The organism is Pedobacter sp. GW821-FHT01D05, from assembly GCF_059422505.1.
Map to the genome: position 1 here is coordinate 43,748 of NZ_JBWKXA010000008.1, position 13,972 is coordinate 57,719.

Annotated in this window: 9 protein-coding genes; 1 reads left to right on the plus strand and 8 read right to left on the minus strand. The window is 40.6% G+C overall.

Annotated features, from left to right (window positions below; all coding sequences use genetic code 11):
• Positions 1 to 17: 17 nt before the first annotated feature.
• Both AC07VK_RS22610 and AC07VK_RS22615 read right to left on the minus strand, forming a co-directional pair.
• Positions 18 to 1,844: a sodium:solute symporter family protein gene (locus tag AC07VK_RS22610; RefSeq protein WP_492963404.1), complete on the minus strand. Its 1,827-nt coding sequence runs from the start codon at positions 1,842 to 1,844 to the stop codon at positions 18 to 20.
• 71 nt (positions 1,845 to 1,915) lie between these two features.
• Positions 1,916 to 3,037, minus strand: a complete 1,122-nt coding sequence (locus AC07VK_RS22615; RefSeq protein ID WP_492963402.1) for a glycoside hydrolase family 26 protein — start codon at positions 3,035 to 3,037, stop codon at positions 1,916 to 1,918.
• A gap of 216 nt (positions 3,038 to 3,253) precedes the next feature.
• Between AC07VK_RS22615 and AC07VK_RS22620 the strand changes: the two genes are divergently transcribed.
• Positions 3,254 to 4,129: a helix-turn-helix domain-containing protein gene (locus tag AC07VK_RS22620; protein ID WP_057930526.1), complete on the plus strand. Its 876-nt coding sequence runs from the start codon at positions 3,254 to 3,256 to the stop codon at positions 4,127 to 4,129.
• A gap of 14 nt (positions 4,130 to 4,143) precedes the next feature.
• Here the strand turns inward: AC07VK_RS22620 and AC07VK_RS22625 are convergent, their stop codons facing one another.
• The 6 genes from AC07VK_RS22625 to AC07VK_RS22650 all read right to left on the minus strand — a co-directional run bounded on the left by AC07VK_RS22625 (position 4,144) and on the right by AC07VK_RS22650 (position 13,835).
• Positions 4,144 to 5,118, minus strand: coding sequence for a glycoside hydrolase family 5 protein (locus tag AC07VK_RS22625; RefSeq protein ID WP_492963400.1), 975 nt, complete (start codon positions 5,116 to 5,118; stop codon positions 4,144 to 4,146).
• A 7-nt stretch (positions 5,119 to 5,125) separates the two neighbouring features.
• Entirely contained in the window at positions 5,126 to 6,355 is a 1,230-nt protein-coding gene (locus tag AC07VK_RS22630) for a glycoside hydrolase family 26 protein (protein ID WP_492963398.1), read from the minus strand.
• 25 nt (positions 6,356 to 6,380) lie between these two features.
• A complete protein-coding gene (locus AC07VK_RS22635; RefSeq protein ID WP_492963396.1) occupies positions 6,381 to 7,688 on the minus strand; it encodes a glycoside hydrolase 5 family protein in 1,308 nt (435 codons plus the stop codon).
• An 80-nt stretch (positions 7,689 to 7,768) separates the two neighbouring features.
• Positions 7,769 to 8,965, minus strand: a complete 1,197-nt coding sequence (locus tag AC07VK_RS22640; protein ID WP_492963394.1) for a cell shape determination protein CcmA — start codon at positions 8,963 to 8,965, stop codon at positions 7,769 to 7,771.
• 38 nt (positions 8,966 to 9,003) lie between these two features.
• Positions 9,004 to 10,584 carry a RagB/SusD family nutrient uptake outer membrane protein gene (locus tag AC07VK_RS22645; RefSeq protein ID WP_494939834.1) on the minus strand — a complete coding sequence of 527 codons (1,581 nt, stop codon included), beginning with the start codon at positions 10,582 to 10,584 and terminating at the stop codon, positions 9,004 to 9,006.
• A gap of 47 nt (positions 10,585 to 10,631) precedes the next feature.
• A complete protein-coding gene (locus tag AC07VK_RS22650) occupies positions 10,632 to 13,835 on the minus strand; it encodes a SusC/RagA family TonB-linked outer membrane protein (RefSeq protein WP_492963391.1) in 3,204 nt (1,067 codons plus the stop codon).
• Between the last annotated feature and the right edge of the window lie 137 nt (positions 13,836 to 13,972).

Genomic DNA, 13,972 nt, shown 5'->3' on the forward strand with positions numbered 1-13,972 from the left:
ATATGCTATTATTTTTTTTAATCTTCTAATTTATTCCACCAGGTTCTTTTCAGGATCAATACGATTACAGCTAAAACAGCTACGGTGATAAACAGCGGCGTGTGCATACTCAATATAAAATACATTGGCAGAATGGTTAAACACAGCTGGGCAATTATCCCAAGTACTACATTAAACATATCGAGTTTAAATCTTTTATTCCCCTGAAAAGTTGGGTCTTCAGCAACAACAAGTTCATGAACGGGTTTCCAAAATCCCCATGGCCTTACAGTTTTGTAGAATGATTTTAAGACCGTTTCATCTGTTGGGGGAGCAGCGTAAGTACCTACGATACAGCCGATCATAGAAAGTACAAACAGTAATGGCCACCAGTAAAGTGGTAAACCGTGGGTAACATAGGGCATTGCCAGGGCAGCCGCTATCCCAACAGCCATTCCCCAGAAAAACCCATTGGCATTAAACCGCCACCAATACCATTTCAGGCAGTTGGCAGCTACATAACCACCGTACAGGCCACCGACGATCCATTGAAGGATATCGTTTACATTGTTGGCGAAGAAACCCAGAACTACCCCTATTGTTACCACTATTATACCAACGATATAATTCATGTTAATGACCTTCTTTGTACTGGCTTTTGGATTGATGTATTTTAAATAAATATCATTAACGATATAAGCCTGGGCAGCATTAAGCGTTCCGCTGAAAGTACCCATAAATGCGCCTAACAATCCTGTAAGTACAATACCTAAAATCCCGACCGGTAAAAAATTGTTGATTGTTGCGGGTAAAATCCTTTCAAAGTCTGTAACCCCGTCCGGCCCTTTTAAATAAATCTGGTTGTAATATAAAAGTGCGAGCACGGTTAAACCGATTACCATGGAGTAGCGGATGGGCAGTAATATGATGCTTACAAAGCCGGTCATTTTACTCGCCTCTTTGGGGCTTCTGGTACTGAGCACCTTCTGCATGTCGTAGTTTGGCGCCGGGCCCGCCAAAGAGGCAAAAACACCTTTCAAAAGCATCATTCCAAAGAAAATCCCGAACAGACTGAAACCGTCATCGGCAATTTTTTTATTGGCATCGGCGGCAATTTTACTCCAGTCCAGATCCAGTTTCCAGCTAAAAAAAGGATCGTCCCAGCCTTTGGGAACATTTAAAGTCTGTCCGTGGAGATGGTTCATGGCGATAACGGCAATTGCCAGACAGCCAACCGTCATAAAAGCATATTTGATCATATCGCCCAGAACGATACTGTGCATACCTCCTAAAATGGAATAAAACATAGCGAAAAGTGTAAATACGATCCCATAGAAATGGGGGACATACCTGGTGGGGATATCAAAGGGTACATAGCCTTTTACATAATCCCATGGGATGAAAATTTCCATGAATTTGCCCAGTCCGATAAAACCATAGGCCAAAAACCCAAAACAGCTGATCAATGCAAATGCAATTACAACAATATGAGAACTTTTTACTCCTTTACCTATTGAACCAAACCGTGTTTGCAGCCATTCTGCACCCGTATTTGCATTGCTTCTACGCAACCATTTACTTAGGAACATCATCATAAAAACCTGATTGAATACCGGCCAGAGCCAGGGAATCCAAATGCTTTTTAATCCATAAACAAAACATAATGCCACCATCCACATGGTTCCACTAATATCGAACATATCTGATGCATCACTCAAGCCGAGTTTATACCAAGGCAGTGATTTACCGCCCATCATATAACTTTCTTTATTCTGTTTTGCCTTTTTCCGGTACCAAAAGCCAATAAAAATCATTGTGGCGAGGTAGAGGATAATGATTAAGACATCTATTAATTGTAATTTCATTTATTTGGTTATTGCACTGTTGTATATGGTTATTTGTGTTATAATATTAATGAAATGATTTCCTTCCCACGCTATTTATAGATTGAATATCTTCTTAGCCCCTTTTGAAGAAGAATATTATTACCCTTTAAAAACCCCAGGAAATCTGGTGCGGAAACCTGACCGGGATAAGGCGCATAATAATGGTTGTCTTTTTCTTTTTCGCGACAGCCTGCATTTCGCCAGAATAGCACATAAGATGGTTTATTATCCTCAATTGCCTTAGAAAAAACACCTGTCCACCAAGCAGCATCAGGAATTTCCACAAAGCCTGTTTCAGCAAGCGCACTTAATTTTCTAGTCTTTTTGGCAATCTTGTTCTGGATGGCCAGGCAGGTGGAAACATCTTGCTTAAATAACACACCTTTTTCTATCCCACCATACTGATAGTAATCAAAACTGAGTACATCAATAAAATTATTGCCCGGATAGCGCTCCAGATACTGTTCTTCGGTTTTAAAATCACATGGATTAAACACATAAATCAGATTGTGCAGATGCTTTTTATCCCTTAAATACTGAACAGTAAACTGCCACAACGCCTCATATTCCTGAGGGCTGCAGGATTTTTTACCCCACCAGAACCAGCCGCCACCATTTTCATGGAATGGCCTGAATAAAATAGGAATCAATTTTCCGTCAGTTCCTTTCAATGAGTTTACAAATACAGAAAACCTGTCTAACCAGCTTTTATAAAGCATATGCTTTGCCCCTTTTGGAAGAATCGATCTAACGGCTACTGAAACGGTATCCCACGAGGTTTTTCCGTTAAAGGGATTATCCATATGCCAGCTCAGGGTATTTATTGCACCCATGTCATAGGCTTTTTTGATGTACCCCCGCATTTTTTCAAAGGGAACACCATCAATATTCTGCGTTTTACCCGTCTCCAGTCCCGAGACATCCCAGCCAAAAACAGCTGGATATTCTCCAGTTAGATCCTTGATATCGCTTCTGCCTTCCTGATATTTCCAACCAACACCATAGGCCATATCATCCTGGTGACCAAACAATACTTTTTTGCCAGAAAGCCTGATTAAATTCTTATATAGGTTTTTAGTTTCGGGCGTAGCTTTTCTATCTATTAACTGCCCGAAAACAGCAACGAAAAGCATACAAAAAAACAAGAACAACGGGACTATTTTTTTAATCATTCGAATCTATTTTGGCTAGTATTTTGGCGCTCATAATAATTATCTAAAATACCGATGTAATTAACATAAACAATAATACTATTTTAACCAATCAATATATAATACGTCTTATTTCACCTCCAATTACGGCTCAAAATATAAACAAACAAATATTTTTTTATTACATTGCATCAATGTTCTTTTATCTTAAAAATATTTTTTTCAGAACTAAAAGTTATGAATAACATCATTAAAGAAATTACCCCCCTTACCCAGAACGATTGTTTCACTATATTTTCCAGGGTAAAACAGGATTTTGATTTCCCGCTCCATTTCCATGAAGAATTTGAACTTAATTTAATTTTGAATGCACCGGGTGCTAAACGGATTGTTGGCGATAATATTGAAGAAATTACAGATATGGAACTGGTACTTGTTGGCCCTAATCTTTCCCATGTTTGGACTACCCACAATTGCAAAAGCGAAGAAATTACCGAAGTCACAATCCAGTGGCACAAAGACCTTTTTGATGACAAAATGCTGCGCAGGAACCAGCTAAGTTTTATCCGTAAAATGTTCGAACGCTCGGTTAGGGGTATTCTGTTCCCCCGTGAAACCATTGAAAAGGTTTACAAACGTATTTTGGATATAAACCAGCTGCAGGGTTTTGATTCTGTTCTTGAACTGATGAGTATCCTTCATGATTTATCTACCTCGAAAAGTATGCGGGTGCTATCAGATGCTACTTTTAACAACGACCAGGTATTAAATTACAACAGTAGAAGGATTGATAAGGCTTTCGAATTTATGAATGCCAATTTTGATAAGCCCATTACCCTGAAAGATTTAGCCAAACTGGTTAGCATGGCAGAGATTTCTTTCAGCCGGTTTATTAAAAAACGGACGGGAAATACCTTTATTGATAGCCTGAATGAAATTCGTCTGGGTCATGCTACCCGCATGCTTATCGAAACGACACATTCAGTAGCAGAGATTTCTTACAATTGCGGGTTTAACAACATTTCAAACTTTAACCGGCTATTCAAGAAAAAGAAACACTGCACACCTAAAGAATTTAGAGAGAATTTTTCAGGAACAAGGGTATTTATTTAAATCGGGCAGCCTGATTATTTATTCAGTTTTCTGAGTTGCTTCTTAATATATTTTCCTGCCGGTGTGAGCATTTCTGGCTTCCATTTCCCTTTCGGAGATGCTCCAGGTACCAGCAGTGCAGTGGTTTCTTTTTTATCGGTAATATTCCAGTTTGCCCAGCTCAATTTATTTTTCTCCATCCAGGAAAACCATTTATCCGTTTTTTCAACATCAAACTTACCGTCGCCATTGGCCTCTCCAACGCCCCACTCTGTTACAAAAACTGGCAGACCTGAAGAAATAGCCTCGTCGGCCCGCTTCATTAAAATTTCTTGATGGCTTGGTTCTGAAGCGTAAAAATGAAATGAATAAGCAATGTTGCTGAATCCTTTAATTGGATCTTTGGCCGCTACATCAATGTCCTGATCCCAATGCGGACTACCTACAACAATTATGTTTTCGGTATCGTATTTTCTGATTTCGGCAATCACCTGTACCGCATAATCTTTAACAGCCGGCCATGTAATTTTTTCTGGCTCATTAAATATCTCATAAATGATATTGGGTTTGCCAGCATATCTTTTAGCCATTTTTGCAAAAAACATTTTTGACTGATCCAGATGTTCGTTTGCATGGTGATCGTGCCAATCAATCAGCACATACAGATTTTTCTTAACTGCAGCATCGATTGTTCTGGTTACCAGTTCTTCCTGCTCTACCGGATTCTGCAGATAACCTCCATCTGGCTGTACCGCCATTGAAACGCGCAATAAGCTAATATTAAAATCAGACTGAAGCCAGTTTACAACATCCTGGTTATAATATTTTTTTCCTTCCCAAATGCTCCATGATAAACTTATGCCACGAAGTTGCGGCTGGATATTTTTACTGTTTAAAATTTTCCCATCAACAACTTTTAATGCGCCGTTGCGCTCCACCCAGTTTACATTTTGGGCAAAGGAGGTGATAGCGAAAAAGACAAATACTGAAAGTAACACAACTTTTTTCATAAGGAATCTATTTAATACGGTACACTGAAGGCATTTTATCGGCAAAAAGCGCAAAACCATCATTCTTAAAAGCCATAAAATCACTTGCCGCAGGATGCCCGGCATAGGGTGTCCAATAAGCATCTTTGGTATTTGCCCAAAGCAGTACATAAGCAAATTCCAGGTGCTGATTTTTCAGGGATTTTAGCAGTTGCTGCGTAAACCAATCTGTTTTGGTTAAGTTTTGCAGACCAGTTTCTGTCAGCGCTGCTAATTTATTATGTGCCTTAGCGTAATCGGAAACGATTTTAAATTTTGACGCTGCAATATCTGGCGAAACACCTGCTTTCATATCTTCATAATTATCGGTACCCACCAAATCTACGTATTCATCTCCAGGATAATAAGTTAGATACTGGGTTTGGGAATTAAAATTCCGGTCTGGAGACCATGCATAAAGAAAATTCCTTACGCCCAAATCGTCCCGAAGGTATTTAACCGTGTACTGATACATGGCAATATATTCTGCGGCTGAGCAATGTCCACTTCCCCACCAGAACCAGCTGCCATCCATTTCATGAAAAGGGCGAAAAATAACAGGAATCAGTTTCCCATCTGCACCAATAAGGGTTTTAGCGTAATCTGCTACAATTTTTAACGAAGCCTTAAAAGTTTCGTTTGCCGATCCGCCGGGCAAAACCTGGTTAACTGCCGTAACCGGAGAATCTGACCAATAAAACCCGCCCTTTGAAACCGGGTTTGCATAATGCCAGCAATAGGTATTTATTCCTCCACGGTTATAAGCCTCGATGGTGAGGGTGCGGGCGATCGATTTTTCGTAATCGAACCAGGCACCCGCTGCAAAATTTGTCATATGGATAAAATCGTGACCATAAACTGCAGGATAAACACCTGTAACCGTTTTAACATCACTTTGCGTGGAAGAAATCCCCGAAAACTGCTGTTCGTTAGCCCATTGCGATGCCGCACCTGTTACCCCTCTTTTCGTATCGTCCTGATGACCAAAAAGAACATTGTTTTTTGCAATCTGTTTCAGGTTATAGAAAAGGGAAGCGGTTTCGTCTGTTGCATTTTTATCTACCAACCAGGTTTTAACCGCTGGTAAATCCGTTACAGTGGTAACTGGCAAAACAGGGAGTATAGTTGGGTTTTCAACGGCCTCTTCTCCATTCTTTTTACAGGAAAAGAATGCAATAGCAGCCATTGCAACTCCGAAGCATATATTTTTTAGGTTCATGAATAGTTGGTTTATAGGGGCTGGATTACTTTTTTAAATGGGTTTGTATAGTTTTCCAGGTAGATTTATCCGAATCGAAAACAGCATTTAACCCTTGCTCTTCCTGCGGGGGATCGCCAGAGAATTCATCGCCGTCTTTCCAGAACAACTGTCCTGGTATAGGTCTTGATGTTCCTCCAAATGCCCAAAAATTACAGCCCGCAATTGCACCTTTATTCTTCCGGCTATCTGCCCACAATGCGAAAATATTTCCGAAATATTCATCCCGTAATTTGGTTGTTGATGATGGATCAAAAGCATGCCCATCCCTTGGCAGGCCAAACTCCTCAATTACAAGCGGTTTATTTAATTGCCGGGCAATGCTTTCATGCCTATTAATGTAAGCAGCTGTTTTTTCAATAACCAAAGGTAGGTTTTCAGCCGTGGGCGCATCTTTAAACCAGCCCCAGTTTTTTGGCCAGATGTGGATAGTTAAATAATCAATGTTTTTATCTGCATGAATCTCCTTAAACAAATCCCAATTCTCATCAGTCCCCATAAAACCTCCGGTGCCTATAGTAACAAGATGGTTCTTATCAATTGATTTAATAAAATTGGCAGTGGTAGAAATCAATTTTTTATAATTATCAACAGCATCAGTCCGCATTGGCCGTGGCTCATTTGCAAGCTCCCAGGCCATAATAGCAGGCTCATTAACATATTTTTTACCTGAGTAAGTATTTTTGTGCCCGAGTATAAATTTTAACTGCTTTTGATAATCGCTTTTACAGGCTTCGCAACTATAAAACTTACTCGTATAATCACGTTGCTCATCCCAATTCAACTTTCGTTTTAGTGTTTCATTATCAATCTGGCCGTTCCAGTTCAGGTATTGGAGAAAACCGCCGCTCCACTCCCAGTTATTGCTTAAAAACAAAACAGCATGCATCTTGCGTTTTGCCATTTCTACCAATAAAAAATCCAATCCTTTTAAAAGTTCAGCATTAAAAACCAAATGCTGGGCCTGCAATGCGGGTTTAACACGATCAACCCCATTAATTTTCCCTTCACCCTCTGAGCCAACCAGAACACGGAGGTTATTTATGCCCTGCGATTTCAAAAAATCAAGTTCTTTGACCAATCTCTGTTTTCCCCTAACAGGGTCTCTTTGTAAAGCAAGCAACCCGCCGTACCAGTAGTTTGCCCCCACATAATAGTAAGGAGCTCCATTAATTACAAACTGGTGGCCAAGCGATTTAACAAAGGCTGGTTTCTGAGCATTTGAAGCTGAAAAGGAAAGTATCAGCGTAAATAACAAAATAATCCTAAACATTCTTTTTTGAAAAAAATCCATATTTTTTTTTATTTCAGGGCATAAAAAACCCGGCACATCACTCCTGTTCTATGACGGGCCGGGTTAAAGTTATTTTAGTTTTATTTTACAAGAATCCAATCGTCTATATAGAAGCTTTCATCCTGCGCATCGGGTCCCTTAATCCAGAAACCCAAAACATTTGAAGGCGATCCTGTAGCCCAAAGCCCTAATGTAGAGAGTGAAATCTTATAGTAGTTCCAAACATTTGCTTTAACCGTTATTGGAGCAGACTGGTCTCCGTTTCCATAACCTCCGGCACGTTTATCACCAGTGATATATAAAGTATAATCCTGAGAACCGCCCTTGATGTAGAAAGATAAGTAGTTATAGCCCCCGGTACTAGGCAACCCCACATTCCAGTTGGCCACACCATTAGCACTCCAGTTACCTTTTGCATAATTAAGCTTCAGTGATTTTACACCTGATTTTGCCGCTGCTGAAGATACTTCACCACTTCCCCAAAAATTGCCACTCCAATTTGTACCATAATCTTCTGTAAAGAACTTATAGGCCAGATCGAGATTAACATAAACCTGCTTTGGCGCAACCTGTCCTCCTGGATAAGTTAGCAGTAAGGTTGTAGAAGTGAGCGTAGAGCTTGGCATTTTAAGCGTTAATTCGGTATCGTTTTTAGTTAAAATTGTTGCTTTAGCAGTGGAGGTGCCCAGTTGAATATCGGTAACACTGGCAAGCCCGATACCGGTTAAAGTAATTTCAGCGTTAGCAGAAAAATTATAGTTAGAAGCTTCTGTAACCGTTGGTGGAGGAAGTAATATCGAAAATTTATAATCCACCTTTCCGTAAAGGGTTGTAACTGACAAAGTATTACTTTGGGTTGGCCCAGCAGGGGTGTTTTTTGGAATACCCACCAAAATTGTACTATCTGAGCCCAAGGCTTTATTAAAATATACAGACAGCCCATTAAACGAAACCGTGGTAACACTTGCTAAATTCGTACCGATAATGGCGTACATATTCTGCAGATTCCCATCGGTTGTTGTCGAATCCATTGCAACAACTTGAGGCGTAGTATTCGGAAAGGTAACTGATGTCGCTTTTCCATTCGCATCGTAAGTGGTGATGGTTGTTGTTAATTTACTATCGATGTAAGATTTACTGATGGTACGTACCCTAGTAATGGTTGGCGCACCCTTTCCGCCTTCTGCATCATCTTTCTTACAAGATGCGATCCCCAAAGCTACCAATACAGATAACAGAAACGGGATTATGCTTTTTTTATTCATTAATATTTTCATTTCTTTTCTTTTTAAATGTGATACCCCAAAACCATATTTTATTTAAAAGTGTAAGGTACAGGCGGAAGGGCTAAAGCCGGATCGTTGGCAACCTCCGTAGCCGGGTAAGGCAACAGGAAATTTGCGTCGACAGGTGTAAAATATCCGTTTCCATATCTAACAGGAGGTGTGTCATTGCTTGAATCGCCCCTATCTTGTGCTTTAATAATTGCAATTGCTTTAGGATGGCTGGTTACATTAAAGCCATCAATACGGCATAAATCAAACCAGTAATCGCCTTCGATTGCAAATTCAAGCCTGCGCTCTTTTAGCAGATCCTGAAAGGTAAATGATGATACAACGCCTAAACCTGCTCGTTGCCTGATGGTATTGAGGTATTTAACAGCCGTTACATCACTTGTACTGGCTGTTAAGGGCAAACCTGTTGGACTGCTTCCTACAGATGCACCCAAAATTGCTTCCGCAGCAATTAGGTACATATCTGCTAAACGCAGCATATAAGTATTCATACCGGTAGATTGGAAAGCACTTTTACCCCCATTATCTGCAGGCGAACCGGTTACATATTTTTTGATCTGTGCATGTGTACCCTGAGAACCTGCATTTGCGGGAAGGGTATAACCGCCACCGGCCTGATTCAGTTCGGGATAATAATCGCCAGGCAGCATAATGGTTGCTTTTCTTCTCTGATCATTTGAAGAGTAGGCATCAATCAGGTCAAAAGTTGGAGCCAGCACACCATAACCATCGCCGGTCTGTGTAATGGCAGAACTATAGGCTAACGAAGCCTGCATTCCATTTCCAAAACCATAACCACCATTTGACAGCCACTGTAAAGCGATGATAGATTCTTTATTATTGTTGTTGGCAATCTTGAAAAGATCAGCATAAGTTCTGCCCGCAACATCTACGCCAAATAGACCAAACTCATGGCTGTTGATCACTTTTTCTGCCTGGGCCTTTGCATTTGCATAATCCTGCATATACAGGTAAACTTTTGCCATCAATGCAGATGCCGAACCACTGGAAACATGCCCGCTACCCGCAACATTGGGCGTACAGTTCGCTTCACCAAATTTCAGATCGTTGATAATGAACTTATAAACATCAGTTACCGGATTTGTACGGATTGTTGATGGACTACCTACGAAATCAAGGGGATTTTCGATAATCGGAACATTTCCAAAAATCCTAACCAGATGAAAATAGGCCAGTGCCCTTAATACATGTGCTTCGCCCAGCGCATTGTTTACAACCGAAACAGGAACTGAGGCAGGCACCGTTGGAAGATTGTAGATTACGGCGTTAGACTGTGCAACGACGGTAAACAATGAGTTCCAGGCCGCACTTAATTCAAAGTTACCGTTTGAAACTGAAAAGTTTCCAAAAGCCTTCACATCATCCGAACCGCTTCTTCCGTTACCGCTTGCCATTTCGGTTATTGCCCAGCTTACTTTTGTGTTCCAGCCAAACCATGGCGCGGCATAAAGTGCGTTTGTACTGGACTGAACCTGGGCCGCTGTGGTATAATATCCGCCAACGGTATATTGATCTTCAGGTGGCCGGTTAAAAAATTCTTTCTTACAACCTGTTGTAGATAAAGATACTAGGGTTGCCATTGCTATGATCTGTTTTATATATCGTTTCATATCGATCTCTTTAAATGTTAAAACTGTGCGTTTAATCCAAATGTAATGGTACGTGGAATCGGATATCTACCCATGTCTATATTGGTATAAATCGGGTTCTGGTTCAACGAACCGATCTCGGGATCCAGACCTGAATATTTGGTAAATACATATAGATTCTGACCACTGGCAAAAACATTCAAACGGCTTAGCTTTGCATGCTTAATCCATTTTTCAGGAAAAGTATAACCTAGCCTGATGTTCTGAACCCTTAAAAAGGAGGCACTTTCCAAAAAGCGGTCAGACATCACCAAGTTGTTGTTGGCTATACCGCCCTTTGGTGCAGGGATATCAGAATTTGGATTGCCTGGACTCCAGAAATTGCTGGAAGTAGCCAGCTGATTGGTATATAGCCCCGAAAGTCCTGCGATCTGATAATTTAATGCATTAAGGATTTTACCTCCATAGGATCCATTCAAAAAGATAGACAGATCGAAGTTTTTATAAGTGAAGTTATTGGTAATACTGTAGGTAAAATCCGGATTCGGGTTACCCAGCGCAACCTGGTCATTCGCATCCACCTTACCATCACCGTTGGTATCCTCATACATTAGATCACCCAGGTAAATCGAATTGGCAATTGAAGGATCGTTTGTAATCACTGCCGGCGATGTCCCCCCGGTTACGTTCTGAGGATGGGAAGCAATATACTGCAGGTCGGCAGTGTTTTTAATCACACCTTTAACTTTATAACCGAAGAACTCTCCTACAGGCCCGCCTTCGGTTGTTTTGGTTACAGGCAAACTGATAAAACTGCTGTTGATACTACCAATTAATGCCGGAGAACCGTTTAAGGATACTACATTGTTTTTATATTTCGAAAAGATTAAAGTTGTATTCCATTTGAAATTGTCATTTACAATGTTCTTTGTATTGATACTGAATTCGAAGCCTTTATTTTCTATCTGGCCAGCATTGTAATAAGGCGATTTAATTGCAGCCACATCAGAGTATTCGGCTGGTCCTCCGAGCAGGAACGCCGGAAGTGGTTTTTGGAAAAGGAAGTTTTTAGAGTTTTTAATGTAGTAATCAAAACTGGCATCAATTCTTCCTTTAAATAAACTAAAATCAACACCAGCACCTTTTTGAATGGCAGATTCCCAGGTTAAATCTAAATTGGCTACGTTGTTGGTTACAAAACCAGTGCCCAAACCTGTGGCAACTGCCTTAATTGATGAACCATAAAGATAGTTGGGAATGTTCTGGTTTCCGGTTTCACCATAGTTTAACCTGATTTTGATGTTATCGACTACAGATTTGGTGCTTTCCATGAACGATTCTTCCGATAATCTCCAGGAAATAGCCGCAGCCGGGAAATAACCAACTTTGTGCCCTTCGGCAAATTTCGAAGATTTATCAGAGCGGATACTTGCCGTGATACTGTATCTGTTATTATAGGTATAGATTGCCCTTGCCAGTAAAGATTCCATCACCTGACTGCCTTTATTCTGATCGATCAGAGCGGTGGTCTGATCACCAAAACCAAGTGTCTGAATGGTATTTCCCGATGCAAAATTTTCTATTTTGTTCGAAACCCCGCCCCAGGTGGCCTGCCAAACCTCATACCCGGCCAATGCGGTTAAATTGTGCTTGGTACCAAATGTATGTGCATAGTTTAAATACTCTTTCCAGCCCCAATAAGTACTATTGGAGTTGTATTGATCAAGCCGTGCCGTCTGATTTGAAAATGCCCCCCATTGATAAGTTGGCTTAAAAGTTTGGGCTTCCGACCAGTTAAAATCCCCATTCAGTTCCGAACGTAGGCTCAGGTCTTTAAAAATCTTTAAATCAGCATAAGCACTTCCGTTAATGTTATTGCTCAACAAAGTGTTTGTGAGGCTTAAAGCCTGTGCAACCGGATTAACTGTACCTTGCGCTAGTCCTCCTGCATCAAGCGTGGGCCCTGCAAAAGATCCATCCGCATTATAGATCGGATTATCCGGTGCACTGGAAAGTGCATTATAAACAATACCTGTATTACTGCCCAGGCCAATATTCTGGTTGGTACGTGCCGCGCCGATTGTACTACCGATTTTTAGCCAGTCTTTTACCTGTCCGTTCACATTGGTACGGAACGAGTAACGTTTGAAATCACTTCCAATAATGGTTCCTTCCTGCTTAAGGTAGCCTCCAGATACGTAATAATCGACACCGTCTTTTCCTCCCGAGAATGATAATTGATGATTCTGTTGAGGCGCTGTCTGAAAAATGGCATCCTGCCAGTCTGTACCAGGACCCAAAATACTTGGATCTGCAAACTCTATCCTTCTCTGCAAACCAAACTTATCGGCCAATGCATTTTGAAGATTCGCGAATTGCTTTAGATCCATCATATCCAAAAACTTACCCTGCTCCTGAAAACCATAATAACCATCATAACTGATCTTAGCACTACCATTTTTTCCACGTTTAGTAGTTACAATAACTACCCCATTAGCACCACGGCTACCGTAAATAGCCGTTGCAGAAGCATCTTTTAATATATCGATTGATTCTATATCGTTGGGATTGATCCTTGAAAGTGGGCTCACGCCTGTTTCTTCCTGACCACCGCCGGTCCGGGTCAATTGGGGAGACCTTCCGTTTCCGCTTTTATTGGTTGCATCTCCCAGGATAGGTACACCATCGATAACATATAAAGGCTCACTGCCCCCAAATGAAGTAATACCACGGATACGCACAGAAGTTGCGCTACCAGGGCCACCAGAATTTTGCGTAATGGTAACACCTGCAGCTTTACCCTGAATCAGCTGATCTAAACTTGGCTGGGGAATATTTGCAATATCCTTAGCCAGAACTGAAGACACCGAACCATTAACATCCTGACGTTTCTGTGTACCGTAACCTATTACCACAACATCCGACAAGGCTGTTGATGCTGATTTTAAGTTAACATCGATCTGTTTTTTGGTGCCGATTACGATTTCTTGACTTGTTGAACCGATAAAGCTATACACTAAAACTGTTCCACTGGCAGGTACCGTAATTGTATACTTTCCATCAATATTGGTACTGGTTGCTACAGCGGTTCCTTTTACCATAACACCTACTCCAGGTAAGGTTGTACCTTTTTCATCATAAACTGTTCCTGTGATTACCCTGGAGGCATTTTGCGCAGAGACCCTGGTTAGAAAGCCCATACACATCACAAACAGAATTACTATTCGTAAAGTTGTACTCATAATGTTTATATTTAGTTATTATTTGTTAACTCAAATTTAACAGCAATGTTAATCGCTTTTATAGTATTATTTTAACTTATAATAATCTAAAAAACACTATAATATAAATAAATAAAAGCTTAAAATAATCATTATCA

Coding starts and splice junctions, on each gene's coding strand:
- AC07VK_RS22610 (WP_492963404.1), bottom strand. CDS start 1,844: ATGAAATTACAATTAATAGATGTCTTAATCATTATCCTCTACCTCGCC.
- AC07VK_RS22615 (WP_492963402.1), bottom strand. CDS start 3,037: ATGATTAAAAAAATAGTCCCGTTGTTCTTGTTTTTTTGTATGCTTTTC.
- AC07VK_RS22620 (WP_057930526.1), top strand. CDS start 3,254: ATGAATAACATCATTAAAGAAATTACCCCCCTTACCCAGAACGATTGT.
- AC07VK_RS22625 (WP_492963400.1), bottom strand. CDS start 5,118: ATGAAAAAAGTTGTGTTACTTTCAGTATTTGTCTTTTTCGCTATCACC.
- AC07VK_RS22630 (WP_492963398.1), bottom strand. CDS start 6,355: ATGAACCTAAAAAATATATGCTTCGGAGTTGCAATGGCTGCTATTGCA.
- AC07VK_RS22635 (WP_492963396.1), bottom strand. CDS start 7,688: ATGGATTTTTTTCAAAAAAGAATGTTTAGGATTATTTTGTTATTTACG.
- AC07VK_RS22640 (WP_492963394.1), bottom strand. CDS start 8,965: ATGAAAATATTAATGAATAAAAAAAGCATAATCCCGTTTCTGTTATCT.
- AC07VK_RS22645 (WP_494939834.1), bottom strand. CDS start 10,584: ATGGCAACCCTAGTATCTTTATCTACAACAGGTTGTAAGAAAGAATTT.
- AC07VK_RS22650 (WP_492963391.1), bottom strand. CDS start 13,835: ATGAGTACAACTTTACGAATAGTAATTCTGTTTGTGATGTGTATGGGC.